This is a genomic window from Caulobacter sp. CCH9-E1 (assembly GCF_001556515.1).
GTDB lineage: Bacteria > Pseudomonadota > Alphaproteobacteria > Caulobacterales > Caulobacteraceae > Caulobacter.
Map to the genome: position 1 here is coordinate 1 of NZ_LSJA01000038.1, position 24561 is coordinate 24561.

Annotated in this window: 23 protein-coding genes and 1 pseudogene; 9 read left to right on the forward strand and 15 right to left on the reverse strand. The window is 68.3% G+C overall.

Going from position 1 to position 24561, the window contains the following annotated elements; translation table 11 throughout:
- Positions 1-75: 75 nt before the first annotated feature.
- From AX690_RS23520 to AX690_RS01910, 3 genes and pseudogenes are all read right to left on the reverse strand, one after another.
- A pseudogene (locus AX690_RS23520) lies at positions 76-198 on the reverse strand (hypothetical protein); the annotation flags it as partial.
- Positions 198-1418, reverse strand: coding sequence for a putative DNA modification/repair radical SAM protein (locus AX690_RS01905; protein WP_066682602.1), 1221 nt, complete (start codon positions 1416-1418; stop codon positions 198-200). The gene AX690_RS01905 and the pseudogene AX690_RS23520, both read right to left, overlap by 1 nt.
- Positions 1419-1549: 131 nt before the next feature.
- Positions 1550-1831 carry an HU family DNA-binding protein gene (locus AX690_RS01910; protein WP_066682603.1) on the reverse strand — a complete coding sequence of 94 codons (282 nt, stop codon included), beginning with the start codon at positions 1829-1831 and terminating at the stop codon, positions 1550-1552.
- A gap of 326 nt (positions 1832-2157) precedes the next feature.
- On the opposite strand from AX690_RS01910, the gene AX690_RS01915 reads away from it, so the two are divergent.
- The 3 genes from AX690_RS01915 to AX690_RS01925 are packed head-to-tail and all read left to right on the forward strand — an operon-like array spanning position 2158 to position 5560.
- Positions 2158-2427, forward strand: a complete 270-nt coding sequence (locus AX690_RS01915; RefSeq protein ID WP_066682605.1) for a hypothetical protein — start codon at positions 2158-2160, stop codon at positions 2425-2427.
- A gap of 11 nt (positions 2428-2438) precedes the next feature.
- Entirely contained in the window at positions 2439-5108 is a 2670-nt protein-coding gene (ligD, locus tag AX690_RS01920; protein WP_066682607.1) for a DNA ligase D, read from the forward strand.
- A gap of 56 nt (positions 5109-5164) precedes the next feature.
- A complete protein-coding gene (locus AX690_RS01925) occupies positions 5165-5560 on the forward strand; it encodes a hypothetical protein (protein WP_066682611.1) in 396 nt (131 codons plus the stop codon).
- Here the strand turns inward: AX690_RS01925 and AX690_RS01930 are convergent.
- The 3 genes from AX690_RS01930 to AX690_RS01940 form a co-directional block, all read right to left on the reverse strand.
- Positions 5557-6411, reverse strand: coding sequence for a Ku protein (locus tag AX690_RS01930; RefSeq protein ID WP_066682613.1), 855 nt, complete (start codon positions 6409-6411; stop codon positions 5557-5559). The two genes, AX690_RS01925 and AX690_RS01930, sit on opposite strands and share 4 nt — an antisense overlap.
- 53 nt (positions 6412-6464) lie before the next feature.
- Complete coding sequence (locus AX690_RS01935; RefSeq protein ID WP_066682615.1) at positions 6465-7496, reverse strand: DNA topoisomerase IB; 1032 nt, start codon at positions 7494-7496, stop codon at positions 6465-6467.
- A gap of 91 nt (positions 7497-7587) precedes the next feature.
- Complete coding sequence (locus AX690_RS01940; RefSeq protein WP_013080198.1) at positions 7588-7995, reverse strand: helix-turn-helix domain-containing protein; 408 nt, start codon at positions 7993-7995, stop codon at positions 7588-7590.
- Between the two features lie 167 nt (positions 7996-8162).
- Between AX690_RS01940 and AX690_RS01945 the strand changes: the two genes are divergently transcribed.
- Positions 8163-9170: an FAD-binding oxidoreductase gene (locus AX690_RS01945; RefSeq protein WP_066730222.1), complete on the forward strand. Its 1008-nt coding sequence runs from the start codon at positions 8163-8165 to the stop codon at positions 9168-9170.
- A gap of 34 nt (positions 9171-9204) precedes the next feature.
- A complete protein-coding gene (locus AX690_RS01950) occupies positions 9205-10368 on the forward strand; it encodes an acyl-CoA dehydrogenase family protein (protein ID WP_066682617.1) in 1164 nt (387 codons plus the stop codon).
- A gap of 72 nt (positions 10369-10440) precedes the next feature.
- Here AX690_RS01950 and AX690_RS01955 read toward each other — a convergent pair whose 3' ends face one another.
- Positions 10441-11151: an energy transducer TonB gene (locus AX690_RS01955; RefSeq protein ID WP_066682618.1), complete on the reverse strand. Its 711-nt coding sequence runs from the start codon at positions 11149-11151 to the stop codon at positions 10441-10443.
- Positions 11152-11345: 194 nt separating this feature from the next.
- Here AX690_RS01955 and AX690_RS01960 point away from each other — a divergent pair, with 194 nt between their 5' ends.
- Positions 11346-12224, forward strand: coding sequence for a transglycosylase SLT domain-containing protein (locus AX690_RS01960; protein WP_066682619.1), 879 nt, complete (start codon positions 11346-11348; stop codon positions 12222-12224).
- On the opposite strand, the gene AX690_RS01965 is transcribed toward AX690_RS01960, so the two are convergent.
- From AX690_RS01965 to AX690_RS01975, 3 genes are all read right to left on the reverse strand, one after another.
- A complete protein-coding gene (locus AX690_RS01965) occupies positions 12211-13401 on the reverse strand; it encodes a CaiB/BaiF CoA-transferase family protein (RefSeq protein WP_066682621.1) in 1191 nt (396 codons plus the stop codon). The two genes, AX690_RS01960 and AX690_RS01965, sit on opposite strands and share 14 nt — an antisense overlap.
- A gap of 79 nt (positions 13402-13480) precedes the next feature.
- Positions 13481-13900: a nucleoside diphosphate kinase regulator gene (rnk, locus tag AX690_RS01970; protein WP_066682626.1), complete on the reverse strand. Its 420-nt coding sequence runs from the start codon at positions 13898-13900 to the stop codon at positions 13481-13483.
- A gap of 230 nt (positions 13901-14130) precedes the next feature.
- Entirely contained in the window at positions 14131-15918 is a 1788-nt protein-coding gene (locus tag AX690_RS01975; RefSeq protein ID WP_066682628.1) for an ATP-binding protein, read from the reverse strand.
- Between the two features lie 203 nt (positions 15919-16121).
- On the opposite strand from AX690_RS01975, the gene spbR reads away from it, so the two are divergent.
- The gene (gene spbR / locus AX690_RS01980) at positions 16122-17255 is read left to right on the forward strand and encodes a pole-localized protein SpbR (RefSeq protein ID WP_066682630.1); all 1134 of its coding nucleotides are present in this window, start codon (positions 16122-16124) and stop codon (positions 17253-17255) included.
- Between the two features lie 61 nt (positions 17256-17316).
- Complete coding sequence (locus AX690_RS01985; protein WP_066682631.1) at positions 17317-18081, forward strand: NUDIX hydrolase; 765 nt, start codon at positions 17317-17319, stop codon at positions 18079-18081.
- Here the strand turns inward: AX690_RS01985 and AX690_RS01990 are convergent.
- The 4 genes from AX690_RS01990 to AX690_RS02005 are packed head-to-tail and all read right to left on the reverse strand — an operon-like array spanning position 18078 to position 21593.
- Positions 18078-18713, reverse strand: coding sequence for an ABC-type transport auxiliary lipoprotein family protein (locus tag AX690_RS01990; RefSeq protein WP_066682632.1), 636 nt, complete (start codon positions 18711-18713; stop codon positions 18078-18080). The two genes, AX690_RS01985 and AX690_RS01990, sit on opposite strands and share 4 nt — an antisense overlap.
- Complete coding sequence (locus tag AX690_RS01995) at positions 18710-19648, reverse strand: MlaD family protein (protein ID WP_066682633.1); 939 nt, start codon at positions 19646-19648, stop codon at positions 18710-18712. Before AX690_RS01995 ends, AX690_RS01990 begins: the two co-directional genes overlap by 4 nt.
- The gene (locus AX690_RS02000; RefSeq protein WP_066682635.1) at positions 19648-20481 is read right to left on the reverse strand and encodes an ABC transporter ATP-binding protein; all 834 of its coding nucleotides are present in this window, start codon (positions 20479-20481) and stop codon (positions 19648-19650) included. Before AX690_RS02000 ends, AX690_RS01995 begins: the two co-directional genes overlap by 1 nt.
- Positions 20478-21593: an ABC transporter permease gene (locus tag AX690_RS02005; protein ID WP_066682637.1), complete on the reverse strand. Its 1116-nt coding sequence runs from the start codon at positions 21591-21593 to the stop codon at positions 20478-20480. The genes AX690_RS02000 and AX690_RS02005 overlap by 4 nt, the downstream gene beginning before the upstream one ends.
- A 221-nt stretch (positions 21594-21814) precedes the next feature.
- Here AX690_RS02005 and AX690_RS02010 point away from each other — a divergent pair, with 221 nt between their 5' ends.
- Entirely contained in the window at positions 21815-23374 is a 1560-nt protein-coding gene (locus AX690_RS02010; protein ID WP_066682639.1) for a methyl-accepting chemotaxis protein, read from the forward strand.
- A 49-nt stretch (positions 23375-23423) separates the two neighbouring features.
- Here AX690_RS02010 and AX690_RS02015 read toward each other — a convergent pair whose 3' ends face one another.
- Positions 23424-24476 carry a LacI family DNA-binding transcriptional regulator gene (locus AX690_RS02015; protein ID WP_066682641.1) on the reverse strand — a complete coding sequence of 351 codons (1053 nt, stop codon included), beginning with the start codon at positions 24474-24476 and terminating at the stop codon, positions 23424-23426.
- Between the last annotated feature and the right edge of the window lie 85 nt (positions 24477-24561).

Sequence of the window (24561 nt, forward strand, 5' to 3'; positions counted from 1 at the left end):
GGATGGGAGTGTTTGCTCTGAGCGCGCCATGCTGACACCCCCACCCCCTGCCCACTCCCCGCAAGGGGGAGGGGAGAAGAGATCTCTTTCCACCGTCCAGACCACCGCTTCTGGCGGCGCGCCCTCCGCTCGCAGCGCCCGCGCCGACGCGCGCCAGCCGGTGAAGTCGATCTCGGAAGCCAGCCGCACCACCCGCATCAGAACAGGCTCAGCTGTTGGGGCTGGACCAACATCGCCTTCAGGCTGTCCTGGTCGGTCAAAGCGCCCGGCGTCCAGTCGGCGGTGATCACGAAGGCCTTGGCGCGCTTCAGGACGGCGCCGACGCGTTTCAGGTCGTCCAGGGTCAGGCGGGCGACCTTCCGGGCCGTCAGGACCCTCTCCACGGCCTTCGCGCCCAAGCCCGGCACGCGCAGCAGCGTCTCGCGGTCGGCGGTGTGGATATCGACGGGGAATTTCGCGCGGTTCTTCAGGGCCCAGGCGGTTTTGGGATCGACGGAGAGGTCCAGATCCTCGCCTTCGTCGACGATCTCGGGGCGCTCGAAGCCGTAGAAGCGCATCAGCCAGTCGGCCTGGTACAGGCGGTGCTCGCGCAGCAGCGGCGGCCGGGCCAGGGGCAGGCGGTGGCTGGCGTCGGGGATGGGACTGAAGGCCGAGTAGTAGACGCGGCTCAGTCGATAGGAGCCGTAGAGGTTGGCGCTGCGGGCCAGGATATCGCCGTCCCGGGCTTCGTCGGCGCCCACGATCAGCTGGGTCGACTGGCTGCGCGCGAAGGGTTTGCGGCCGGCCTTTCGCGCGGGCTCGGCGCGATCCTCGATCGCCAGGCGCATCCGCCCCATGGCGCGCTTGATGTCGGTGACGTCCTTCTCGGGCGCCAGGGTCTTGAGGCTGTCATCGCGCGGCAGCTCGATATTGATCGATACCCGGTCGGCGTAGAGGCCCGCCTCGGTCGCCAGCTCGGGCGAGGCCTCGGGGATCAGCTTCAGGTGGATGTAGCCGCGGAAGTCGTGGTCCCGCCGCAGCGACTTCGCCACCCGGACCATCTCCTCCATCGTGTAGTCGCCGGTGCGGATGACGCCCGACGACAGGAACAGCCCCTCGATATAGTTGCGCTTGTAGAAGTTCAGGGTGAGGTCGACGACCTCCTTCACCGAGAACCGCGCCCGGGGCGTGTTCGACGACACGCGGTTGATGCAGTAGGCGCAATCGTAGATGCAGAAGTTGGTCAGCAGGATCTTCAGCAGGCTGATGCAGCGCCCGTCGGGCGCGTAGGCGTGGCAGATGCCCATGCCCTCGGTCGAGCCGACGCCCTTGCCACCTAGCGAGTCGCGTTTCTGAGCGGCGGACGAGGCGCAGGAGGCGTCGTACTTGGCGGCGTCGGAGAGGATGGCGAGCTTGCGCCGAAGATCGAGAACGGCCATGCGTGGCACGTTATCGTTCTTGTTTTGTTCTGGAAAGGCTTCACGCGCAACGAGGGCATGAAGCGGATCGTCGCGCGTGAAGGGAAGCGTCGAGGAGCGGACACCGGGCGGCGTCCGCTCCCTGAACCGAATTAGCCGTTGACGGCGTCCTTCAGCTGCTTGGCCGGCGTGAAGGCGACCTTCTTGCTGGCGGCGATCTCGATGGTCGCGCCCGTGGCCGGGTTGCGGCCGGTGCGGGCCGGCTTGGCCTGGACCTTGAACTTGCCGAAGCCCGGGATCGAGACTTCTTCGCCCTTCACGGCGGCGTCGGAGATCGACTTGAAGACGCCGTCGATGATGGCCTTGGCTTGGGTCTTGGTCAGCTTGTCGTCAGCGGCGACAGCGGCGTCGACCAGATCGGAAACGTTCGTCATCTCTAAGCTCATTCCTGTGAATCAGGGAATTTCGAGCCTGACGAGCCCGATCGCGTTTGTCACCCGTTAGGGAAGGTTAAAAAGCCGATTTATGGGGGCAAAACGCCTGTCTGACTGGGTTTTTTATGAAATCGTCGCCTCCTGAACCGCCGCATCGGGGGCAAAAGCGTTAATTTTGGTTCCAAAAGTAGACCTTGGGTCCGCTCGCGCCATGGGTGATTCTGCGAACGAATCGCGCTGCGACGTCCGGTGGGCGGGGCGTGATCGACAAGACCGGAACGCCAAGCGCCGCCATCCATTCCTCCTGCGAGCACAGGAGAACAGCCATGACCGATGTGGATAACGGGTTGGACGGCCAGGACGGCGCCGAGACGATGGACGACGACGTGATCGGCCGCGACGGCGAGTTCCGCACCTTCGAGGAGCTGCCTGACGTGCTGGACGTGACCCAGGCCGAGGGCGACGCGGACGACGAGGACGCCCTGATCGCCGAGGAGCTCGACGACGACGAGATCATCGAATTGGAGCAGGATGAGGATCCGGGCGACGGACGCGACGTCGACGACGAGCGCCCCGAAGTCTTCGACGGCGAATAGGCGGGACGGCGATGGCGGCGCGCAAGCTCGCGGCCTACGAGGCCAAACGCGACTTCGAAAAGACGGCCGAGCCCTCGGGCAAGGTGGCCGTCGCCGCGTCCGAGCGCGCGCGTTTCGTCATCCAGAAGCACGACGCCACGCGCCTGCACTATGACCTGCGCCTGGAGCATGATGGCGTCTTCCTGTCGTGGGCGGTGACGAAGGGGCCCTCGCGCGATCCGCATGACCGGCGCTTGGCGGTGCACGTCGAGGATCACCCGCTGGCCTATGGCGATTTCGAGGGCACGATCCCAAAGGGCCAGTACGGCGGCGGCACGGTGATGCTGTGGGACCGCGGCTGGTGGGCGCCCGAGCCTGGCTTCGACCTCGCCAAGGGCCTCAAGAAGGGCGAGATCAAAATGGTCTTCGCCGGCGAGCGGATGAAGGGCGGCTATGTCCTCGTCCGGATCAACAACGACAAGTTCGCCAAAGCGGGGTCGAGCGGAAAGCGCGAGAACTGGCTGCTGATCAAGCATCGCGACGAGTTCGCGATCGAGGGCGACGCGGACTTCCTGGAGGACACGTCCTTCTCGATCGCCTCGGGCCGAACGATGGAAGAGATCGCTGCGGGGACGGGCAAGAAGCCCACGCCCTTCATGACCGCCAAGGGCCCGGCGTCCGACGCGGTCTGGAACAGTAACCGCTCGCCCGAGGCCAGCGCCGAGAAGGCGGCCGAGGAGACCAGCGCGCCAAAGGGACAGGCTGCGAAGCCCTCCGCCAAGGCCAGCCCCTCGCGAAAGGTCGTCAAGAAGGCGACCGCCATGCCCGACTTCGTGCCGCCGCAGCTGTGCAAGCTGGTCGACCGGCCGCCCGGCGGCGGCGGCTGGGCGCACGAGATCAAGTTCGACGGCTATCGCATGCAAATGCGCGTGGAAGGCGGGAAGGCGGCCTTGCGCACCCGGGCCGGCCTGGACTGGAGCGCCAAGTTTCCGCGGTTGATCCGGGACGGTTCATCGCTTCCGGACGCTCTCATCGACGGGGAGGTCGTGGCGCTGGACGCCGACGGCTCGCCCTCGTTCGCAGGCCTGCAGGCCGCCCTGTCCGAGGAGAAGACCGACGACCTGATCTTTTTCGTCTTCGATCTCCTCTACGCCGGCGGCGAGGATCTGACGGAGCTGCCGCTATCGGAGCGCAAGGCGCGGCTGAAGGCGCAGCTGCCGGAGGACAGCGACCGCATCCGCTATGTCGAACACTTCAAGAGCGGCGGCGAGGCGGTGCTGCAGTCCGCTTGCAAGATGTCGCTGGAAGGCGTGGTCTCCAAGAAGCTCGACGCGCCATATCGCTCGGGCAAGTCGGGGACCTGGACCAAGGCCAAGTGCCGGGCCGGGCACGAGGTGGTGATCGGCGGCTGGACGACGACCGGCGACGCCTTTCGCTCGCTGATCGTCGGGGTCTATCGCGACGGCGACCTCGTCCATGTCGGTCGCGTCGGCACGGGCTTTGGTCGCGACAAGGTCGCGCGCCTGCTGCCGAAGCTGAAGGCGGCCGCTCGCAAGACCTCGCCGTTCACGGGCAAGGGCGCGCCGCGCGGCGGCGCCAACATCCACTGGGTGGACCCCGTGCTGGTGGCGGAGATAGAGTTCGCCGGCTTTACGGGAGACGGCTCGGTGCGCCAGGCGTCGTTCAAGGGTCTGCGCGAGGACAAGCCGGCCCAGGCGGTCGAGGCCGAAGCCCCCGCGCCCGCGGAGGAGGTCGAGTTGGCCGAACCCACGGCCGTCCCCGCGCCTAAGCGGCGCACAGGTGGCAAGGCCTCGGTGCGCGGCGTGGCGATCTCCAACCCCGACAAGCCCTTGTGGCCGGACGCGGGCGACGGAACGCCCGGGACAAAGCTCGAGCTCGCCGAATATTTCGAAGTGGTCGGCGACTGGATGCTGGAGCATGTCAAGGGCCGGCCCTGCTCGGTGATCCGCATGCCCGACGGCATTGACGGCGAGAAGTTCTTTCAGCGCCATTCGGGCAAGGGCGTCTCGGCCCTGATCGACGAGGTCGTCGTCAGCGGCGACCGCAAGCCCTACTTGGTGTTCAATACGGTGGAGAGCCTGGTGGCGGCCGCCCAGTGGGGCGCCACGGAGCTGCATCCCTGGAACTGCCGGCCCGGCGAACAGGACGTTCCCGGCCGGCTCGTCTTCGACCTAGATCCGGCGCCGGACGTGCCGTTCGACGCCGTGGTCGAGGGCGCGCGGGAAATCCGCGATCGACTAGAAGCGCTGGGCCTTGCGCCCTTCTGCAAGACGACCGGCGGCAAGGGGCTGCACGTGGTTACACCGCTGAAGCCCACCAAGGTCGACTGGGACACGGCCAAGGCCTTCGCCCGCGAGGTGTGCGCCCAGATGGCCGCCGACAGTCCCGACCAGTACCTGCTGAACATGTCCAAGAAGGAGCGGGGCGGGAAGATCTTCCTCGACTACCTGCGCAACGACCGCATGAGCACGGCGGTGGCGCCCCTGTCGCCGCGCGGCCGTCCCGGCGCGCCGGTGTCTTGGCCGGTGTCGTGGACCCAGGTGCGCAAGGGCCTCGATCCGAAGCGCTTCAACCTTCGCACCGCGCCTAGTCTGCTGAAGAACCTGGACGCCTGGGACGCCTATGCCGAGAGCGAGCGCGATCTAGAGGCGGCGATCCGGAAGTTGAGAAGTGGGCGGTAGACGGCGGCAAGGGATGCGCTAAACCAAAGATATGCGCATCTGAAGTGAGCAGCCTTATGTTGATTTCCGCCCTCGTGGTCCTCGCGCTCACCACCGCCGCGCCGCCGGACTCGAACGCCGATCTTCGCGCAAAGCTCGCGCAATGGCCGATCCCTCAGACGCTGCGCGATGTCGAGAACCACTACGAGGTCCGCAAAATGCTGGCGATGCAGCTTGTGGCAGCCGATCGTTGCGACGACGCCGAAGCTAGCGTGGTCGCTTACGGTTATCTTCAGCTCGGCGAGACGATCCGAGCATACTGTTTTGCTACCGGACGAACCGTGCGCGACGGCCCGGACCTGAAGCGTCCGGTGGACCCGACCGCGTGGGGCCAGGACATCTCGCTAGAGACGGTCTACGCCAAGGGGAGACCCCCCAGCCAGCCTAAGGCCGCCGCGAAGCGCGGCCGTTAGGCGCTCTTCCTTTTCCTCGGCGTCGCCTTGCGAGCAGCGGGTTTGGCTTGCACCGCTGGCTTCTTCGCCGGCGCCTTGCCCAAGCTGGCCCGCAGCGCCTCCATCAGGTCGACCACGTTGGTGTCCTCGGGCTCCTCAGGCGCGGTCACCTTGCGGCCCTTGCCCTTCTGCTTTTCCTTGATCAGGGCGCGGAGGGCGTCCTCGTAGCGGTCGTTGAACTGCTCGGGATCGAACGGGCCTTCCTTCTGCTCGATGATCTTCTGGGCGATCTGGATCATCGCCGCGTCGGGCTTCTTGTCGGGAATGGAGTCGAAGTAGCTGGCCGCGTCGCGGACCTCGCGGCGCGAGCGCAGCGACCAAGCGACCATGCCGTTGTCGCGCGGTTCGATGGCCAGCAAACGCTCGCGCTGGTGCATGACCACGCGTCCCAGGGCGACCTGGCCCTCCTTGGTCATGGCCTCGCGGATCACGCCATAGGCCTCGGCCGCCAGCTTGCCGTCGGGAACCAGGAAGTACGGATTGTCCCAATAGAGCCGGTCGATCTCGGCGGCGGGGACAAAGCGCTCGATGTCGATCGTGCGGGTGCTTTCCAGTCGGACGCTGTCGATCTCGTCCTGGGTGATGACGATGTACTCGCCCTTCTCGTATTCGTAGCCCTTGACGATGTCCGAGCGCTCGATCGGACCCAAGTCCGGATCGGTCGGGATCATCCGGATCCGGTTGTGGGTCTTCTTGTGCAGCATGTTGAAGTGCACGTCGCCGCGCGCGTCGGTGGCGGTGTACATCGCGACGGGGCAGGTCACGAGCGATAGGCGCAGGTGGCCCTGCCAGGTGGGACGGCCGGCGGCCATGGGCGGTTCTCCGTTCGAGCCGACTCAACGACGCGAGGCGACGGCCGTTCCCGTCAGGCTTGCGCGTACGACGCCTTGGCCGCCTCCAGGAAGCGGATCACCGCTAGTTCGAAGGCGCGCTCGGACCCGCCGGGCTTCAGCGGCAACACGCCTTGCTGATAGGCCTCCAGCACCAGGGGGTGGATGTAGGAGCCGCGGCAGACGGCGGCGGTGTTGCCCAACAGGCCCGCGACCGCCTTCACGCAGGTGTTGACGTTGCGCTTGGCCTCCGCAGCGCCGCCGGCCTTGGGAACCAGGCACAGCGCGCGGGCGGCGGCCAGGGTGCCGGCCCAGGTGCGGAAGTCCTTGGCCGAGAAATCCTCGCCGATCGCGGCGCGGATATAGGCGTTGACGTCGGCGCTCTCGACCGACCGACGCTGGCCGTCATCGTCGAGATACTGGAACAGGCGCTGGCCGGGTACGTCCTGGCAGGCCTTGACGATGCGGGCCAGGCGTCGGTCGCGGAAGCCGGTCTTGTGGACCTTGCCGCTCTTGCCGCGAAACTCGAAGACGCCGCCGACGCCGGACAGTTTGGCGTGGCGATCGCGCAGGGTGGTGAGGCCAAAGCTCTTGTTGGCCTGGGCGTATTCCTCATTGCCCACCCGGATCAGGGTCAGCCCCATCAGGCGGATGACGGCGGCGATCACCTTCTCGCGCGGGAGGCCGCGCCTGGCCATATCCGCTTCGACCCGCGCCCGCAGGCGGGGGAGGGCGCGGCCAAAGGCGATCATGCGGCTGAACTTCAGCCCGTCGCGGTCGCGTCGCCAATCGTCGTGGTAGCGGTACTGCTTGCGGCCCTTCTGGTCGCGGCCGGTGGCCTGGATGTGGCCGCGCGCCGAGGGGCAGATCCACACCTCGGTCCAGGCCGGCGGGATCGCCAGGGCGCGGATGCGATCGAGGGTTTCGGGGTTCTTGACCGCGCGGCCGTCTGGGTCGCGATAGACGAAGCCTTCGCCCGCCGCCACGCGGCTTATCCCAGGGTCGTCGTCATTGACGTAGGAGAGGCCGGTGGAAGCCGGCGGAAGCTCGATCGTGTCGCGTGGCATGCCGCCAGCCCTCGTCGCGGGTCCGTTGGCGGATCAACGGGGCGCGAGAGCTGCGGGTTCCGACGGGGTAGTGGGGGCGGCGGCTCCGGCCTTAGGGCGCTTCGTCGTCGACCATCGCGCGGACCAGATCCACGACCCGGCGGCGCAGGCGGCGGTCTTCCAGGCGCGGGAACAGGCCGGCCAGTTCCAGGCCTTCCGGCGTCGAGACGAACTCGGTCATGCGCTGGGCGAAGCCGTCGTCCAGGCCGCCGTCGGTGTCTTCCAGGCCTTCGTAGAAATACGACACCGGCGCCTGCAGCAGCTTGGCGGCGTCATACAGCTTGCTGGCGCTGATGCGATTGGCGCCGCGCTCGTACTTCTGGATCTGCTGGAAGGTGATCCCGAGGGCGTCGGCGACCTGAGTCTGGCTGAGGCCCATCATCTTCCGACGAATTCTCAGACGCGCGCCCACGTACAGGTCGACAGGGTGGGCTTGCTCAGCCGCGGGTCGATCGTTCATCCGCCTCAAATCCCTCAACGCCGCGACGCGGCTCAAACGCGAGTATTAACGATATAGACCGAGCTTTGCAGAGTCGTCACGTCCGCGCGTACACGTAGCGGTCTCTTTGCAACATTATGGCCTCGCCCGGACTTGACGTTGACGGCACGGGGAGGTGTTTGCCCCCAATGTATTCTGCAAATGATGCAAAGATTTCGGTGGCTGGAGCTGGGGCCTTCGGCTTAGCGACAGCGTTACGTCTGGCGCGGGCGGGACTGGCCGTCACGCTGTTCGATCCCGCGCCGCCTGGCGACAACGCATCTGGCGTGGCGGCCGGCATGCTGGCTCCGATCAGCGAGGCGCTGTTCGACCCCGTCTCGCGCGATCATCTGGCCCTGATGCGGCGGGCGCGCGACCTGTGGCCGGACTTCGCGGAGGCCCTGGCGATTCCGCTGTCTCGCGCCGGCGTGCGGATCGAAGGCTCCGACAGCTGGCGCGCCGAGGTCGCCAAGCGGCTTGAGCAACTGGGCGTCTCGCCGACGGACGTTATCGACGAGGATTGGCGACTGGACGCGCGGCCCGCCCTGGCGGCGCTGCGCGCGGCGGCCGAAGAGGCCGGGGTGGTGTTCGAGACCGGCGCCGTGGCGGCCTTTCAGCCCGGAGCTCTGACCCTGGCCGACGGCCGCGTCGAGGCCTTCGACGTGCTGGTGCTGGCGACGGGGCCGGGAGTCCGTGACGGTCGCATCGCGCCCGAGACCGCCGCCCTGTCGCCGATCAAGGGACAGCTCCTGCGCGCGACGCTCCTCGACGACGAGGCGGTGGTGGTGCGCGGCGAGGGAGTCTATCTGGCGCCGGGCGAAGCGCTGGCCGTCGGCGCGACGATGGAGGCGGGCCGCGACGACCTCGCGCCCGACGCCTCGGCGACGCAGGCGCTACGCCAAGCCGCCCAGGCCTTGCGCCCGGCGTTGGACCTCGAAGGGGCGTCGGTGGAGGTCGGCGTCCGCGCCACGACGCCCGACGGCCTGCCGCTGGTCGGCTGGAGCCGCGCGCCGGGCGTGATGCTCGCGGTCGGCGCCCGACGTAACGGATGGCTGTTCGCGCCGCTTGTGGCGTCTATGGTGGCGGCTTATCTGACGGGCGATAACCCGGGCCCCGAGGCCGCCGCCTTCGATGCGCGGCGCTTCGAGAAGGCTTAGAGGAATGACGCATAGCGCAGGGGAGTAGGGCCGGATGTCCGGATTCTGGTTGACCGAAGAGCAGGAAGCCATTCGCGAAGGCGTCGCCAAGGTGTGCGCGGCCTTCGACGACGAATACTGGCGCCGCACCGACGAGACCGGAAACTTCCCCGAGGAATTCGTCGCCGCCATCGCCGAGGGCGGCTGGCTGGGCGTGGCCATGCCCGAGAGCGTCGGCGGGGCCGGCCTTGGCCTGACCGAGGCGGCGATCATGATGCAGACCGTGGCCCAGTCTGGCGCGGGCTTCTCGGGCGCCTCGGCCATCCACCTCAACATCTTCGGCCCGATGCCGCTGGTGAAGTTCGGATCCGACGAGCAGCGTGAGCGCCTGCTGCCCCGGATCATCTCCGGCGAGGACAAGATGTGCTTCGCCGTCACCGAGCCGAACTCGGGTCTCGACACCTCCAGCCTCGAAACGCGGGCCGAGAAGGTCGATGGCGGCTATCGCCTGAACGGGCGGAAGATCTGGACCACCGGCGCCCAGCGCGCCAACAAGATTCTGATCATCGCCCGCACCACACCTAAGGATCAGTGCGCCAAGCCGACCCAGGGCCTGTCGCTGTTCTATACCGACCGCGAGAAGATCGAGGCCAAGCCGATCCCGAAGATGGGCCGCAAGGCGGTCGAATGTAACATGCTCTTCATCGAGGACCTGTTCGTCCCGGCGCAGGATCTGGTCGGCGAGGAGGGCAAGGGCTTTCAGTACCTGCTGCACGGCCTGAACCCCGAGCGCGTGCTGTTCGCCGCCGAGGCCATCGGCCTGGGCCGCGCCGCGCTGGCCAAGGCGTCCACCTACGCCAAGGAGCGGGTCGTGTTCGGCCGGCCGATCGGCCAGAACCAGGGCGTCGCCCACCCGCTGGCCAAGTCGTGGGCCGAGCTGGAGGCCGCCAACCTTTTGGCCTTCAAGGCCGCGGCCCTCTACGACGCGGGCCAGGAGTGCGGGGCCGAGGCCAACGCGGCCAAGTACCTGGGCGCCGAGGCGGGCTTCCACGCCTGCGAGGCCTCGGTGCTGGCCCACGGCGGCATGGGCTACGCCAAGGAATACGACGTCGAGCGCTACTTCCGCGAGGCGATGATCGCCCGCATCGCGCCGATCAGCCGTGAGATGATTCTGAACTACATCGCCGAGCGCGTGCTGGGCCTGCCGAAGAGCTACTGAGCGACCAACAAAAGATGGCCGGGTCGCTGGAAGGCGCGACCCGGCCGCCGTTTCAACGCCGGAGGAGGGCTGTCAGCCCGCGTTGAACCGGATCGGGATGCTGACGCTGGCGCCGTCGACCGGCTCGCCGTTTTCCATCTGCGGCTTCATCTTGAAGAAGCGCGAGATCTTCAGGGCCGCGGCGCCGAAGCCCTGGCTGGCGGGCGTCTCCGAGATCACCGCGCAGTCGCGCACCGTCCCATTCACCGCCACCGTGCAGCTCAGCGTCGCCGAGCCCGAGACGCCCAGCTGCTGGGCCCTTTCGGGATAGTAGCGCGCGACCTCGTCGCCGGACGGAATGCGCAGCCAGTTGGCCCGAGTGATCACCTTGGGCGGAGGCGCGGGCGTCGTCGTGGGGGCGACAGGGACCGTCGGCAGGGTCACGGGACCGGGCGCAGTCGGCGTGTCGACCTCCACCGGCTTGATCGGCAGCGGATCCGGCGTGGGCAGGGGCGTCGGGACCGGCGTGTGCAGGCGAATCTGATTCTGCCTTGGCGTTGTCGGTTGCTGCGGCGGCGGGGGAGGCGGCGGCTTGGGCGTGTAAACCTGTTCGATCACGAACGGGTTTTCGGGCTCGGCCGTCGGCAGCGGCTGGTTCCACTTCTGATAGGCCAGGTAGCCGATCAGCATCAGGTGCGCGGCGGCCGAAACGCCGAGCCCCGCGATCAACACGGGAGACGGCTTGCGGGGCGCCTCGTCCAGGCCTGGAATGCCGGAGCCATTGGGATTCAGGGCCAGAGCCATATCGATCTCCCTAGCGAAAATTACATTCGTAGGATCAGATCAGCACGGGGGTGCGCCCCTGTAAATTGACAATCGTAATCTCCTGCCGATTTTTCTTACAATCGTACGATCCCCTGCGGCATCTCGTCTCCCAGACGGAGCGCGCGGAACGTGGTTAATTCTGAATTAACCATGATCGCCGACTCCTGAGGCCCATGCCCGCCGTAGGTTCCATTCGCAGCGTCGTCGAGTCGGCCATCCAGCGCGCCTCCAGCGCGACGGGCGTCGACTTCTCGTTCCTGATGGGTACGGCCAAGCGCGAGAGCGGCTTCAACCCCGGCGCCAAGGCTCGCACCTCGTCGGCTTCTGGCCTGTTCCAGTTCGTCGACCAGACCTGGCTGGCCACGCTGAAGAAGCACGGCTCCAAGTATGGCTACGCTCGCTACGCGGACCTGATCACGCAAAGTCCCGATGGTCGCTATCGCGTAAACGGCGACGAGGCGCGCAAGGCGGTGTTGGGCCTGAAAATGGATCCGCACGCCGCGTCGCTGATGGCCGGCGAGCTGACCTCGGACCACGCCTCGTACCTGCGCGGCCGGGTGGGGCGCTCGCCCACGGCCGGCGAGCTCTACGCCGCTCACTTCCTGGGGCCGCAAGGCTCGGCCAGGCTGATCCAGGCGGCGAACGCCTCGCCCGGCGCCAATGCCGCCGCGATGTTCCCCGAGGCCGCCCAGGCCAACCGCTCGATCTTCTATCGCGATGGCCGTCCGACCACCGTCGGCGAGCTCTACGCCAACCTGACCAAGACGGGCGGCGCCACGCGGATCGCCGATCCGGCCCCGTCTCGCGCGACCGATGGCGATCAGGGCTTCATGCAGTACGCTAGCAGCCGTCGCCTGGAGCACATCCAGCAGCAGGAGGCGGTGATGAACCTGATCCTGCGCGGCTCGCAGGATGTCGGCGACCCCTTCGGCGGCGCGGGTTCGTCCGGCTCCTCGGGCATGGGCGCGGGTCAGCGCCTGGCGAGCTCGATGTTCTCGGCCGAGATGCTGCGCGTGCTGGCCGACGCCAACGACAAGATCAAGCAGCGCTGATCGCGGTCAGCGCCGCGACCTTTTTCTCGTCCCAGCCCAGTTCCCGGAACACCGCCGCCGTGTCCGCGCCGAGCATCGGCGCTGGGCCTCGCGGTCCATCCTCCGCGCCGGGAAAACGGGCTGGAGCGGCCGGCGCGCGGAACGTCCCGCCGCGTCCATCCGGCGTCTGGACGAAGCAGCCCGCCGCCTCGGCCTGGGCGTCCTCGGCCAGTTCGCGCGGCGTCTGGTAGGGCGCCCAGGTGATGTCGCCAGCGTCCAGAGCTTCGGCCGCCTCGGCGTAGGTCATGGCCCCGAAGGCGGCGTCCAGGATGTCGACCAACGCCTCGCCGTGCTCGCGGCGGGCCTTGGCCGAGGCAAAGCGCGGGTCGTCGACCAGCTCAGGGCGTCCAGCGGCGGCGGCGATGCGGGGCCAGTCCACCGAGCCCTGGCGGGGCAGCAGGCAAATCCAGCGGCCGTCGGCGGTCTTGTAGAAGTTGGCGAGGGGCTGCACCGCCTCGCGCCGACCCCGCGTCGATGCCAGTTTCCCCAGGCGCAGCTGGATCGCCATGTCCGAGCCGATCGCATAGACGCCGGTCCGCAGCAGGGAGGTCTCGACAAGGCGTCCAGAGCCGGTTCGCTCGCGCTCATAGACGGCCGCCAGGATCGCCGAGACCGTCGCCAAAGATGTGACGTGGTCGCCCATGCCGGTGCGGATCGGGAAGGGTTCGGAGCCCTTCGGCGCGGTGATCGCGCCAACACCCGCACGCGACCAGAAGGCGGCCACGTCCATGCCGGGTTTGTCGGCGTCGGGACCGGTCAGGCCGTAGCCCGTCAGGCTGGCGTAGATCAGACGCGGATTGGCGGCCCGCAGGGTCTCATGATCGAGCCCGGCGCGGGCCAGGGCGGCGGGGCGGACATTGGTCAGGAAGACGTCGGCGGTCGCGACCAGGGCCTTCAGAGCCTCTCGGCCCAGGTCGCTGCGGATATCCAGCACAACGGCCCGCTTGCCGCGGTTGTCGAGCTCGAAGACCGGATTGGCGTCCTGGTCCGAACCGATGGTGTCGAAGAAGCGCCGCATCGGATCGCCCTCCGGCGACTCGACCTTGATCACGTCCGCGCCCCAGTCGGCCATGATCCCGGCGGCGCCCGGCGCGGCGATATAGGTCGCCAGTTCGACGACCCGCAGACCTTCCAGCATCGCGTCCTCCCTTTTTTGAGCGAGGATGCAGGCCTGGTCGGAGCTTGGAAAGGTTTACCCAGGGGCAGGTGGTCGCGGGTTAGAAGGCAAGGCGGCCGGGAGGCTCGGTCTTCAAGATCCTAAGCCATCTTTCATGGCCGTCGCGGTCAGGCCAGCGGATGGCCTGCCCTGTCGAGAGGCCGATGAGGCCCGCTCCGACCAGAGAAAGAACCGAGATCTTGCCGGAGGCGATGTCGGCTTCCTTCGGATAGACCAACAGGACAGAACGGGCCACGCCGTGGGCGTCGTCCTCGAACCGGACGGTGGAGCGCATGCGCACGACTTGGCGGGGCATGTCATCGTCGGCCCGGATGTCCGCGCGTTGGATCTCCCGCAGCAGCATTTCGGCCGCGACAGGCGTGGCCTGCTCCATTTGCAGGGCCAGAGTGGATAGGCGTTCGACCTCGGTTTCGGCCATGATGATAGGAGGACGCGCGACGGCGTCCGCTTGCGAGCGCATGGAAGGCTCCAGGCAGGAAATGAAGACGTGACGGCGCGCGTGGGGGCGGGCCGTCAGAGGGGGTTGTCGATGATGTTCGCCCCGAACGCCCGCGACGCACGCGCGGAAGGTTCGGGGCTAGGAGCCTGCGAGAAGGCTACCGCCGTGATGGCGAAAACGCCGGAAGGTCGGGCGCGAAAACATACGCCATTCTCCATCCAGGACCCGGCTTGTCAAACCCGACGCGGGCCTTAGGCCGCCTGCGAGCGCGCGAGATTGCGATCCAGCGCCGCCGCGTCGGCGACGGCCCGCGCCACGCCCGCCACGCTGACCGGCTTGCGCAGCACGATGTCGGCGCCGGCGTCGAGGCTTTCGCGGGCTTCGTCGGAGTCGCCGTCGATCATGGCGATGATCGGCGCGCGTCGATTGGGACCGTCAGTTTCGCGCAGGGCCTTGGCGGCGGCGGGGCCATCCATCACCGGCATGCGGCCGTCCAGCATCAGGAGGTCGAACTCGGCGATCCGGGCCAGGTCCACCGCGCGGCGGCCGTTCTGGGCGTGGACGACCTGATGGCCCAACTGCTCGAGGATGGCGCGCAGCATGGCTGCGTTCAAAGCGTCGTCCTCGGCGATCAGGACCCGCATCGCGCGCGGCGCGCCCAGGGGATCGGCGGCGGTCGCAAGGTCGTGCGAGCCGCGCTCGGCCAGCGGATCGAACGGCAGGCGCAGGGTGAAGCAGCTGCCGACGCCCATGGCGCTGCTGGCGTCCAAGGCGCCGCCCATCAGCTTGGAGAGCTGACGCGACAGCGACAGGCCCAGGCCCGCGCCGTTGACGCCCGCGCCGGTGCGCTCCACGCGGCGGAACGGCTCGAAGGCCAGTTCCAGCTCCTCGGGCGTCAGACCAGGACCCGTGTCGGCGACTTCGACGGCCACGTGGTCGTCCCGCAGCTCAAGGCGCACCTCGATACGACCGCGCACGGTGTACTTCACCGCGTTGCTGAGCAGGTTGGACATGATTTGGCGCGTGCGCAGGGGATCGGCGACGGTCGCCCCGCGATCCAGGCTCAGCAGCAGCGGGTCGATATGCACTGACAGCTCCAGGCCCTTGGCGCCGGCGTGCGGTTTTTCCAGGAGCACCAGATCCTGGATCAGGCGGACGGGGTCGAAGGGCTGCGTGTCGACGCTGAGGCGGCCGGATTCCGCGGTCTCGGAGTCGAGCGTCGCGTTCAACACGGCGATCAGATCCTGGGCGGCGTCCAGCGCGGCGTTCAACTGCTCGCGCGACGGCGCGGCGCGCCCGCCGCGACCGGCGGCGGCGGCCAGGACGTGGGTGACGCCGGTCAGGCCGTTGCGGATTTCGTGGCTCAGCGTCGCGACGATGTCGGACTTGGAGCGCGCCGTGCGTTCGGCGGTCTCGAGCACGCGCAGGCGCTCGTCGACCAACTGCTCGTGCTGGACCGAAAGGTCGTGTTGTCGACGCAGGGCGCGGTTGTGGATCATGGCCAAAGCCAGGGCCAGCGCCGTGGCGCCCCAGGTCAGCTCCAAGCCCGAACGCGGGGCGGGGCCTGTGAACTGGGCGATCAGCGGGCCGGCGGCCGCGAGCGGCGTGACGATCAGCAGGGCGGGCAGGTAGGGCGCGGAGAAGAACGCGCACAGCACCGCTCCGGCCGTCGCCAGCATCAGCAAGGTCTCGCGCGCCGGACCGGCGCTGGCCGCGAAGGCCGAGATCTGCGCGACCGCCATGGCCCACAGCGCCCCGCAGGCCACATGGATGCGGGCGCGGCGTCTCAGGTCCCGCGACGCGTCGTCGCGCAGCCAATTCACGGCGAGATAGAAGGCGCCCCAGTTGATCGCGAAGATCGCGAAGCTGGCCGTCATCCAGATGCTGTTGGCGGCGAAGGACGCGACCCAGACGAACAGCGGCAGGCTGACGGCGAAAACCCCCAGGGCGTAAGGCAGCAGCGCGGCCTGGGCGTCGAGAGCCTTGGCCAGCTGCGCGCTTCCCGCGGGGTCTTCGGTCTGGCGGCGCTCGGCGAGCAAAGGCGCGTTCCTCTTGATAGGCCGGGCACCTTAGGCGCGCGTCCTTTGCTCGGGGTTACGTCACATCGTTAATCGCTGGCTTCGCGGCGCAAACAATCGTTAAGCCTAACAACTGATGATCGTGACTCGCGAAACGCCCTTGAGGGCGCTTCCCGCAGACGCACGACAGGTTTCGACGCAACCCTCGGTCCGGACGGACGCCCTTGGCCACGACGCGCGCAGCACTGACCGAATCCGACATCCGGATGCTCGTGAAGGGCGCCACCGCCGATGAACGCGCCCTGGCGGCCCACAAGCTATGCCGCAAGATCGACCGCGCCGAACTCACCGAAGAGGATCGCCAGGTCGCTCACGACATCCTGCGGGTGATGGCCGCCGACGCCGCCGAGCTGGTGCGTCGCGCCATGGCGGTGACGCTGAAGAGCTCCAAGATCCTGCCGCACGACGTCGCCATGCGGTTGGCCCGCGACATCGAGCTGGTCAGCCTGCCGATCATCGCCTTCTCGCCGGTCTTCACCGATGCGGATCTGGCCGAGATCATCCGCGTCGGCGGTCCCGCCCGGCAACTGGCGGTCGCCAAGCGCCCGAAGCTCTCCAGCCGGATCACCGCCCAGCTGGTCGAGGAGGCGGGGGAGGAGGCTGTCGCCACGGCCTGCGCCAACGACAACGCGCGCTTCTCAGAGGTCTCGCTGAAGAAGGCGCTGTCGCGGTTCTCCAAGTCCGAGCAGGTGCTGCAGGCCGTCGCCTACCGCGCCACCCTGCCCATGGCCGTGGCCGAGCGCTTGATCGACATGGTCGGCGATCAGCTGCGTGACCACATCCTGACCCACCACGCCCTGTCGGCCGAGCTGACGCTGGAGCTGATCGTCGACGCCAAGGAACGGGCGACGATCGATCTGGTGGACCAGGCCGGCCGGACCGCCGACCCGAAGGCCTTCGTCGCGCACCTGAACAGCGTCGGCCGGCTCTCGCCGTCGCTGCTTCTGCGCGCCCTCGCGCATGGGCACATGACCTTTTTCGAGTGGGGCGTGGCCGAGCTGGCGGGCGTCCCGCACCACCGCGCCTGGCTCATGATCCACGATGCCGGCCCGCTGGGCCTGAAAGCCATCTGTGAGCACGCCGGCCTGCCCGAGCGTCTCTATTCGGCCTTCCGCGCCGGCGTGGACGCGTTCCACAGTCTGGAGTTCGACGGCGGAGATCAAGATCGCGAGCGGTTCCAGGAGCATATGATCCAGCGCTTCCTGACGTCGTCCCACGCCGCCTCTCGCGATGACACGGACTATCTGCTGGAGCGCATGGACCGCAGCGCCGAGAAGCGGCGATCCGCCTCAGGCTGAGGTCGAACAATCGTTCGAATCCGGGCTGGCGGCTGGACCGTCGCGGCGCCAGACTATCGACATGTCCGACTCTTCGCAGGGCGCTGTTCGCCCGGCCGCGACCATACTGCTGCTTCGAGATGCTCCCGATTTCGAAGTCCTGATGGTCAAGCGGCATCATCAGATCGACTTCGCCGCCGGCGCCCTGGTCTTCCCGGGCGGCAAGAGCCATCAGGGCGACAGCGACCCACGCTGGCGCGACCATGCGCTGGGCTTCGAGGCGATCGGCCCTGACGACGCGGCCTTGCGGATCGCCGCCTTGCGGGAGGCCTACGAAGAGGCCGGCGTCCTGCTGGCTCGCGACCGCGACGGCGCGGCCTATGCCGGCGAGGCGGCAAAGGACATTCGCGCCGCGGTGGCCGAGGATCAGGTTCCATTCCTCGACGTGGTGGCGGATCTGGGCCTTCGCCTGGACCTCTCCGCCCTGACGGTCTTCGCCCGCTGGATCACGCCGAAGCTGATGCCCAAGCGGTTCGACACCTGGTTCTATGTCGCCCACGCGCCACTGGCGCAGCAGGCGATCTGTGACGGGCACGAGGCCGTCGACGCCGAATGGATCGCGCCCCGCAGGGCGCTGGAAATGGCCGCCTCAGGGGCGCGCAAGGTGATCTTTCCCACGCGCATGAACCTGCAGCTGCTGGCGGAGAGCGCCGACCCGGCGGACGCGGTGCGGCGCGCGGCGGCGCGCGAGCTCGTCACGGTCGAGCCGTGGGTGGACGGGGAGGTCCTCCGCATCCCGGTCGAGGCGGGCTACGGCGCCGTCACCGAGCCCCTGGCGGCGCTTTAGCCCGCGATCCCCGGTCCGGCCGCATTGGCCCAGGCGACGATCTGAGCCAGCACCTGGGCGACGGCCTTGTCATAGGCCGGCACGATCGCGGACACGCGGTTATCGGCCGCCTTCACGCGCGCCTCGAAGACCTGGTCGCCGACGAGGGCGCGATCTGTGTTGCGGTTCAGGACGCCGCGCACCCGCACCACGACTTCGGGCGCCGCCTTGGGCCCATTGACGTAGTCGGTCTCGAAGGTCCGCACTTCCAGCCGCAGGACGAGATCGGCCTTGGCGATCTCGCCGCGGCCGATCAGGCGGGCGCGGCCCGGGTCGCTCTCGAACGCGCGGGCCACGGCCTCCTCGAACAACACGGAGGCCGCCGACACCCAGCGGGCGTCGGCGATATAGGCGACCTGGCCTTGGCTGCTGGTCAGGATCCGGTCGCCGGCGGCGGCGCGGGTGAAGACCGTCGGCGCCTTCAGCACGCCGAACATGGCGCCGGGAGGCCCCTTGGGCGCGCTGACCTCGGCTTCCCCGAAGCGGTAGAGGCCCACGGGCTTTGCCTTGGGGAAGACGCTGATGCAGGCCGAGAGGCTGAAGGCCAGGGCCGTGACGCCCGCGAGGCGGACGATGGTGCGGATGGGGCTCACGGTTTGACCTCCATTTCCTTGGCGGGCGCCTTGCCGATCGCGCCGCGAGGATTCTGTTCGACCTCGCCGACCAGACGATCGAGGGACTCGGCGGCCGATTGCAGGGTGACGATGGCCGCCGACAGTTGAGGCAGGCCGGTGTTGGCGAAGTCGCTGGTCGGGCCTTCCAGCTTGCTGACCATGCCACGGGCGTCTTTGGCGGCCGCCTTTAGTTCCGCGGCGGCGTCGCCCAGCTCCTTCAGCGTGCGCTTGGCGTCGCCATTGACCACGCCATCGGCGCTGTTGGCCAGCTGGGTGATCGATTGGGCCGTCTGGTCGATGCTCTGCAGCGCCTTCTGGGCGTCGGCGATGACTTCCTTGCGCTCGCGCATCTCGGCCGTGACGGCCTGGACGTCGCTGAGCGCGGCGCTGAAGGTCTTGATGTTCTTGTCGGAGAGCACGCGGTTGACGCGGTCCAGCGCCTCAATCGTGCGGGTCAGCACCGTGCCGCCGCCCTCCAGCAGGTCGGAGAGGGTGCTGCGCTGGCTGCGCAGGACCGGCACGCGGCCGCCCTTCACCGTATCCTTCAGCAATTCCTTGTTTGGCGAGCCGGCGGTGATCTGGATGTAGTTCACGCCGGTGATGCCCTGCGGCTCCAGCGTGGCGTAGCTGTCGACCTTGATCGGCACGTCCGAGGTGACGCGGATGCGCGCGATGACGCGGTTGGGGTCGCTCTTGTCCAGCTCGATGCGCGTGACCTCGCCGACCTTGATGCCGTTGAAGTGCGCCTCCCCGCCTTGCGAGAGGCCGCGGACGGGACCGACGAACAGCACGTCATAGAGGTCGTAGTCGCGATTGAAGCTGATCTTGGCCAGCCAGACGGCGAAGACGATCAGCCCCATGAAAAGGGCCAGCGTGATCGCGCCGACCACCGCGTAGTTGGCGTTTCTTTCCATCAGTCGGTCCTCGCCTTGGCCCGGGCCTCGGCGGACGCGGCGGCGCGTCCTCGTGGGCCCAGGAAGTATTTCTTGATCCAGGGATGATCCGAACGCTCGAGCTCGTGAACCGGCGCCGCGGCGACGACCTTCTTGTCGGCCAGAACCGCCACGCGATCGGTAATGGCGTAGAGGGTGTCCAGATCGTGGGTGATCATGAACACGGTCAGGTCCAGGCTCTCCGACAGGTCGTTGATCAATTCGTCGAAAGCTCCGGCGCTGATCGGGTCCAGCCCGGCGGTCGGCTCGTCCAGGAACAAGAGCTCGGGATCCATGGCCAGGGCGCGGGCCAAGCCGGCGCGCTTGCGCATGCCGCCCGACAGCTCGGCCGGCTTCAGCAACGCGGCGTGGGCCGGAAGGCCGACCATGGCGATCTTCAGGTCGGCGATCTCGTCGATCTCGCGACGGGGCAGGCGCGTGTGCTCGTGCAGCGGCGCGGCCACGTTCTCACGCACCGTCAGGTTCGAGAACAGAGCGCCCTGCTGGAACAGCACGCCCCACCGGCGCTCGATCGACGACCAGCGGCGGCGCGAAGCCGTGCGCATGTCGCCGCCGAACAGCCGCACGTGGCCGCCGTCCGGCGCCTTGAGGCCGATGATGGTGTTCAGCAGCACCGACTTGCCGGTGCCCGATCCGCCGACGACGCCGAGCACCTCGCCGCGCTCGACCTTCAGGTCGAGGCCATCGTGGACGACATGTTCGCCGAAGCGGGAGACGAGGCCGCGCACCTCGATCGGGTACTTTTCGCTGTCGGCCGTATCGACGACGGGGTCCTCGGTCTCGGGGCCGGTCATATGTCCAGCTCCATGTAAAGCAGGGCGAACACGGCGTCGATCAGGATGATCGCGAAGATGGCGTGCACGACAGCGGCGGTGACGCGCCGGCCCAGCGCCTCGACGTCCTGGCCGACCTCCATGCCTTGCCGGCAACCGATCGCGGCGATCACGGCCGCCATGACCGGGGCCTTGGACATGCCGATCCAGAAGTGGGTGGCGCCGACATAGTCGACAATCCGCTGCAGGAAGAAGGTCGGCGACAGGTCCAGCACGATCCAGACGACGAGCATGCCTCCCGCGAGCCCGGCGATGGTGGCCACAAAGGTCAGGATGGGGATGGTCAGCAATAGGGCGGCGAACCTGGGCAGCACCAGCGCCTCGTAGGGGTCGACGCCCATGACCTGCATGGCGTCGATCTCCTGGTTCATCTTCATCGAGCCGATCTCGGCGGCGAAGCTGGAGGCCGAGCGGCCCGCCAGCAGGATGGCGGTGATCAGAATGTTGAACTCACGCATCACCGAGATGCCGATCAGCTCGACCGAATAGACCTGGGCGCCGAAGTCGGTGAGCATGTTGGCGCCCAGCAGGGCCACCACCGCGCCGATGAAGAAGGTCGTGGTGGCCACGATCGGCATGGCGTCCAGGCCCGCGCGCTCGCACAGGGCGACGATCGGCGCCCAGCGGATGCGGCTGGGCCTGACCAGGCTGCGCCCCAGAGCGGTGAGCAGGTGGCCCAGAAAGGCCATGGTGCTGTAGGCGTCGTGGAAGAGGCCGAAGACGCCGCGTCCGATCCGTTCGAGCAAGGCTTTGAAGCCGCCGGGCCGCACCGCGGGCTCGGTCTGGACCTTGATGGCGGCCGAGACCAGCTCCAGCAGCCGCAGGACGCCGTGACGGGCCTTGATGTCCTCGGGCTTAAGGTCGTCGCCGGCGGCGCGCAGGATCGCATAGGCGCCGGCGGTGTCACAGCGGTTCAGGCCGGTCAGGTCGAAGGCGGGAGACGAGGCGCGCTCCAGCGCGTTGGCCAGACGTATGCCAGCGTCGAACAGCCCACGGGCGGTCCAGTCCCCCGTCAGGACAGCCGTCGCCCGACCGTCCTCTTCGCTCAAGGTGAAGTCCGCAGGGAGGGCCATGAAGTCCTTGGAGGTTTCTCGTTATATCCAAGCCCCGCCATGGCCTGACAAGTGCAAAACGCCTCAAGGCGCAGCTTGTTGCCACGCGATCCAACAGCAAGCGCGGCGGAGTCGAAAAAGGGGCAGGAAACTCACGAAAATCAGACCTCGGATTTAACGTCGGTTAAGACATTGGGATCACTCACGGGCCAACAGAACGGTGTTTAGTTAGGAGTTTCGGTATGGGCGCGGACGCGAAGCTTGACCAGCGGATGGCCTTCATGCGTTTCGACGAGCGTGCGTGCTCGGCCCTGCGCGCCATCCAGCCCTTGATCGACGCCGAGATCGGCGCGGCCCTCGGCCGGTTCTACGGTCAGGTTCGCGCCTTCCCCGAGACCCGCGGCAAGTTCCGCGACGAGGCCCATATCGCCGCCGCTGAGCGCGCCCAGGCGACGCATTGGCGTCGCATCGCCCGCGCCGACTACGGCGATAGCTATGTCAGCGACGTCGAGCGGATCGGCCGCGCTCACGTCCGCGTCGAGCTTGAGCCGCGCTGGTACATTGGCGGCTACGCCGTGGTCGCCGAGGAATTGATCCGGTCGGTGATCTCCAAGCGGGCCAAGGGGCTGTTCGGCGCCGGCAAGTCCGACCAGGCGCTGGCCGACGGCCTGTCGGCCATGGTCAAGGCCATCTTCCTGGACATGGATCTGGCCATCTCAAGCTACATCGCGTTCATGGACGAGCAGCGCCGGGCGCTTGAGGTCGAGCGTGAAGCCGGCCAGCGTCGCCAGGCCGAAGCGGTCAAAGCCCTGGGCGTGGCGCTGGCCCGCCTCGCCGAGGGGGATCTGTCGACGCGCGTCGATGGCGACCTCTCGCCGGAGTTCCAGAGCCTGAAGGCCGACTTCGAGACGGCGGTGAGCGCCCTGGATGAGGCGATGCACGCAGTCGAACGCTCGGCGGGCGGCATCCTCGCGGGCGCCGAGCAGATCGCCCGCAGCGCCGAGGACCTGTCCCTGCGCACCGAGCAGCAGGCCGCGACGCTTGAGCAGACCGCCGCGGCGGTCGAGGAGCTGACCACCGCCGTCGGCAAGACGGCTCAGAACGCGCACGAAGTCACGCTGCGCGTCGAGGAGGCCAGCGCGGAGGCCCAGCGCTCGGGCGACGTGGTCAGCCGCGCCGCCGCGGCCATGACCAAGATCGAGGCCCAGTCGCAGCAGGTGAACCAGATCCTGGGCGTGATCGACGAGATCGCCTTCCAGACCAACCTCCTGGCCCTGAACGCGGGCGTCGAAGCGGCGCGGGCGGGCGACGCCGGCAAGGGCTTCGCGGTCGTGGCGCAAGAGGTCCGGGCCCTGGCCCAGCGCTCGGCCGAGGCCGCCAAGGAAATCAAGTCGCTGATCACCGAGTCGAGCCGCCAGGTGGGCGAGGGCGTCGAGCTGGTGGGCCAGACCGGCGGGGCGCTGCGCGGCATCGTCGAGAAGGTCGGCGGCATCGGGGAGATGATCACGGCGATCGCGGCGTCCACCAGCGAGCAGGCCTCGGCTCTGGAGCAGGTCAATTCGGCCGTGAACCAGCTGGATCAGGTCACTCAGCGCAATGCGGCCATGGTGGCCCAATCCACCCAGGCCACCCAGTCGCTCCGGGGCGAAGCGTCCGACCTGTCGGAGCATGTGGGCGCCTTCCGCCTGGGCGGCGAGACGGTGCGGCCGCGCGGCCAGCTGTCCGCCGTGGATGCGTTCGGAGACAACGCGGTTCACACCGCCCAGGCGCGCATCGCGGCCTACGCCCGGCCGGGGCGCTGAGGGCGGAGGTCCTAGGCGCGCTCGAACTCAGGCTCGCCCCTAAGGCGCTCTAGCGCGGGGGCGGCGCCGTCGAGGCGCGGTGGATCAGCTCGAACGGCAGCAGAATGTCTTCGGGACGCTCCGCGGTCTCGTTCGTCTTGGCCCGGGCGATCAGCAGTTTCGCGGCGACGGACGACATCTCCGCCACCGGCTGGCGCACGGTCGTCAGCTGAGGACGGCTGAAACGGGAGCTGGGGCTGTCGTCGAAACCGGCCACCGACACGTCGCCCGGCGTCATCAATCCCGCCTCGGCGATCGCGGCGACGCAGCCCAGCGCCATGTCGTCGTTGCTGGCGAAGATCGCGGTCGGTCGGTCGGGCAGAGCCAGCAGCGCCTTGGCCTCGACCATGCCCGACTGGAAGGTGAAGTCGCCCTGGCGCACGAGCCCTTCCGAGACCGGAAGGCCATGCGCCTTCATCGCCGCCAGATAGCCCTCGCGCCGCGCCTGGCTGGCGCCGTAGCGCGGCTCGCCGACGATGAAGCCGATCCGCTTGTGGCCCAGGCCGATCAGGTGCTCGGTCATCTCGCGGGCGGCGGCGACGTCGTCCATGTGCACGCGCGGTCCCAAGCCTTCCGCCCGCTCGGGGCCCAGGCGGACATAGGGCGTGCCGGCCTTGTCGAGCAGTTCCAGCACCACGGGGTTGTCCGAGGAGGGCGGCGTCAGGATCACGCCGTCGGGCTTCAGGGCGGCGAGCAGGGCCGCGACTTCCTGGCGGACCTGCGGGCCTTCGTGGTCGATCAGCTCGATCAGCAGGTGGTAGCCGGCCTCGCGGCACTCCAGCGTCGCGCCCAGCTGGATGCGGCTCAGATAGTCCGCGCCGCGCTCGCTGCGCCAATGGTCGATGGTCAGGGCCGCGTCGACGAAGACGGCGATCACGAACGAGCGCGAGCCCGCCAGGCTGCGCGCCGAGAGGTTGGGGCTGTAGCCCAGTTCGCCGGCGGCCTGCAGCACACGATCGCGCATGGCGGGCCGGACGTTCGGCTCCTTGTTCATCACCCGCGAGACGGTCTTGATCGAGACGCCCGCCCGCGCGGCGACGTCGTAGATCGTCACCGAAGCCATAGTTCGCCTCGCCCCCTCGAGAGACTCACGCCAATCCGCGCACCGTAGAGCTATGGCGCGCCGGTTGGAAACCTCTGGACGACAG

Bases quoted from the DNA above. Each gene is read 5' to 3' on its own strand.
- AX690_RS01905 (WP_066682602.1), bottom strand. From the start codon at position 1,418: ATGGCCGTTCTCGATCTTCGGCGCAAGCTCGCCATCCTCTCCGACGCC.
- AX690_RS01910 (WP_066682603.1), bottom strand. From the start codon at position 1,831: ATGACGAACGTTTCCGATCTGGTCGACGCCGCTGTCGCCGCTGACGAC.
- AX690_RS01915 (WP_066682605.1), top strand. From the start codon at position 2,158: ATGACCGATGTGGATAACGGGTTGGACGGCCAGGACGGCGCCGAGACG.
- ligD (WP_066682607.1), top strand. From the start codon at position 2,439: ATGGCGGCGCGCAAGCTCGCGGCCTACGAGGCCAAACGCGACTTCGAA.
- AX690_RS01925 (WP_066682611.1), top strand. From the start codon at position 5,165: ATGTTGATTTCCGCCCTCGTGGTCCTCGCGCTCACCACCGCCGCGCCG.
- AX690_RS01930 (WP_066682613.1), bottom strand. From the start codon at position 6,411: ATGGCCGCCGGCCGTCCCACCTGGCAGGGCCACCTGCGCCTATCGCTC.
- AX690_RS01935 (WP_066682615.1), bottom strand. From the start codon at position 7,496: ATGCCACGCGACACGATCGAGCTTCCGCCGGCTTCCACCGGCCTCTCC.
- AX690_RS01940 (WP_013080198.1), bottom strand. From the start codon at position 7,995: ATGAACGATCGACCCGCGGCTGAGCAAGCCCACCCTGTCGACCTGTAC.
- AX690_RS01945 (WP_066730222.1), top strand. From the start codon at position 8,163: ATGTATTCTGCAAATGATGCAAAGATTTCGGTGGCTGGAGCTGGGGCC.
- AX690_RS01950 (WP_066682617.1), top strand. From the start codon at position 9,205: ATGTCCGGATTCTGGTTGACCGAAGAGCAGGAAGCCATTCGCGAAGGC.
- AX690_RS01955 (WP_066682618.1), bottom strand. From the start codon at position 11,151: ATGGCTCTGGCCCTGAATCCCAATGGCTCCGGCATTCCAGGCCTGGAC.
- AX690_RS01960 (WP_066682619.1), top strand. From the start codon at position 11,346: ATGCCCGCCGTAGGTTCCATTCGCAGCGTCGTCGAGTCGGCCATCCAG.
- AX690_RS01965 (WP_066682621.1), bottom strand. From the start codon at position 13,401: ATGCTGGAAGGTCTGCGGGTCGTCGAACTGGCGACCTATATCGCCGCG.
- rnk (WP_066682626.1), bottom strand. From the start codon at position 13,900: ATGCGCTCGCAAGCGGACGCCGTCGCGCGTCCTCCTATCATCATGGCC.
- AX690_RS01985 (WP_066682631.1), top strand. From the start codon at position 17,317: ATGTCCGACTCTTCGCAGGGCGCTGTTCGCCCGGCCGCGACCATACTG.
- AX690_RS01995 (WP_066682633.1), bottom strand. From the start codon at position 19,648: ATGGAAAGAAACGCCAACTACGCGGTGGTCGGCGCGATCACGCTGGCC.
- AX690_RS02000 (WP_066682635.1), bottom strand. From the start codon at position 20,481: ATGACCGGCCCCGAGACCGAGGACCCCGTCGTCGATACGGCCGACAGC.
- AX690_RS02005 (WP_066682637.1), bottom strand. From the start codon at position 21,593: ATGGCCCTCCCTGCGGACTTCACCTTGAGCGAAGAGGACGGTCGGGCG.
- AX690_RS02010 (WP_066682639.1), top strand. From the start codon at position 21,815: ATGGGCGCGGACGCGAAGCTTGACCAGCGGATGGCCTTCATGCGTTTC.
- AX690_RS02015 (WP_066682641.1), bottom strand. From the start codon at position 24,476: ATGGCTTCGGTGACGATCTACGACGTCGCCGCGCGGGCGGGCGTCTCG.